Here is a 2,206-nt window from a genome sequence, read left to right as displayed (position 1 = left end):
GCCGGCGACGTGCAGATCTGCATGTTGCGGGACCTGAGAGATTGGAGTTCGAATAGCCCCAAGGCCGGACTGTCAAAGGAGGACACCACGATGAGAAAGCCGATCGCGCAACGCATCAAAGAGCTCCAAGAGCGCAAGCGCGCCTTGCAATCGCGACTGGACAGGCAAGAGCGTGCGCAGGAAACCCGGCGCAAGATATTGCTCGGTTCGTTTTTGCTGGAGCGGCTGGCGCAGGATGGTGATACCAGCGAGCCTAACGACCTGAAGCGATGGCTTGGAACCCAGCTACCTGCGTTTCTCAGTCGTGATGCCGATCGTGCGTTGTTTGCAGATCTGCTGGGCGGATGCCAGACGGTGCAGAGACAAGAGGCGACCGGTGCCACCGGCAGCAAAGACAATCATGAAGACAGCGATTTGGATGGGGACCCACTCAAGACCGTTCGCATTTGAACCGCTCGTGCGGAGAGAGGTCAAAAGTCCAAGAGACGATACCGGTCCAACGGTCGCAACAAGTCAAATTGTGGCTCGGTTTCCATCTTGACAGCCCAGGAGCGCATCTAGCATTTCTGTCTGACCGGTCTATCAATAGCGTGGCTCATCCGGGCCTGGAGGAATTTGAACATGTGGAAATCGATCTTGGTTAGCGTCGCTTTGATCTCCTTTGTTGCTGCGCCGGCCGGCGCTGAGCAATGCAGAGACGCGAAAGGCAAGTTTGTGAAGTGCGAACCGGTCCAGAAAAAAGTCGTTCAGTGCAAAGACACAAAGGGTAAATTTGCAAAGTGCGGCACGACGAGTGCAATGCCAGTGAACTGAACGTCAAAAACCCTCGATGTGCAAAGATCGAGGGTTTCCAAACGCCTGGTTCTGGGAAGCCAACGCACCACCATGGTGTGTCTTAGCGTCGGCTGGTTTTTCTGTCCGTTTTCGCCTGATCGTGGCATCACTTGATGGCGTAGAACATCCGCACGTCCACCACGATAATTTTGGACGGTAACGGGACTGTCGAGAACCAATAGGCCCGACCCCAATTCATTGTTTCGGAAATTTCCAGGCTGCAAAACTATCTCCGGGATAGCGCTCCCCAAAAAAATTCGACTTCAACACCCTGTCTTTTTGCTGCAGCCACTGCCGTCTGATGGCGATTGCGCAAACCTCAATATTGCAAAATTCGAAGGTGTGGAATTTTGGTTCTAGACCGAGTGACCATTGATTTGACGCACCGCCCCCCGCTTCAACGGATATGGCGTGCTTGAAACCTGCAGGGGCGGGACGGGAGAGAGGATCGAGCGATGAGCCTGTCCTGACGGGAACGCGCTCCCCATAGCGCCGTAGTGACCGGCAGGACGGGCGTGCGTCCGGCACCAATGGGTGAGGGGGACCCAGGCCAAGATCCCAACGACTGCTCTCGGTCGTATCCATCCGTTGCGCTCTCCGTCGACGGCGGCTAGAGGCAGGCAATGACAAATAGGAATTCTCGCATGTGGATGGACAGACCGGACCGTTATGGATTGGTCAGCCTGTTGCTGCATTGGACCATGGCGTATCTGCTGATCTGGCAGTTTCTCGTCATCGTGACGTGGCGTTTGTTCGGTGATAAGGACTGGGTGACACCTGTGACATCGTTGGGGCCTGGTCATGGCACCGTCGGCCTGCTGGTGATCGGCCTTGTTGTCATCCGTGCCATCCGGGCACTCGTCAATCGCAAGCGTCGACCGGTCCAATCGCAAAGCGTATCCGGTCGCGCAGCTGTTGCCGTTCACGTCAGTTTCTATGTCCTGATGTTTACCATTCCGGGACTGGCTCTGTTGCGGGCCTATGGCAGCGGCAAGGGCTGGGAACCGTGGATCCCGGCAAGTGGGGTGGAGGTGTCGTGGATGATGACACCGGCCCATCTCCTTCACGGGCTGCTGGCCTGGTGTCTGTCGATCCTGATAGCTGGCCATGTCATCATGGCGCTCGTGCACCAGTTCAGGTGGAAGGACGAACGCTTGGTCGCATGACGGGGAGGCTGGACAAAAGCGTCGCGACTGGTGAGCGACGCTGACGCTTGCGACACCCAATCCAGCACCGAAGCAGGCACCGAAACAGCGTCGTGGTTGAAAGCTGACGGATCGCAGCGGAAGCCTTTGTTTGATGTGTCTCAACGCTCTATCGGGATTTCTTGCAATTGTTGTTTTGGTTGAACTGTGTAAGGTTCTCCAGTACC

The 2,206-nt window shown here is 56.2% G+C and carries 2 protein-coding genes; both read left to right on the top strand.

What is annotated here, in order from left to right; translation table 11 throughout:
• The first annotated feature begins 90 nt into the window (after positions 1 to 90).
• A complete protein-coding gene (locus CPJ18_RS26505; RefSeq protein ID WP_197710920.1) occupies positions 91 to 450 on the top strand; it encodes a mobilization protein in 360 nt (119 codons plus the stop codon).
• A 1,028-nt stretch (positions 451 to 1,478) separates the two neighbouring features.
• On the top strand, positions 1,479 to 2,000 hold the full coding sequence (locus CPJ18_RS26495) for a cytochrome b (protein ID WP_167397989.1): 522 nt from the start codon (positions 1,479 to 1,481) through the stop codon (positions 1,998 to 2,000).
• Positions 2,001 to 2,206 lie beyond the last annotated feature (206 nt).

The organism is Agrobacterium rosae (assembly GCF_002915175.1).
GTDB classification, from domain to species: domain Bacteria; phylum Pseudomonadota; class Alphaproteobacteria; order Rhizobiales; family Rhizobiaceae; genus Agrobacterium; species Agrobacterium rosae.
This window is presented reverse-complemented; position numbering and strand designations above follow the sequence as displayed.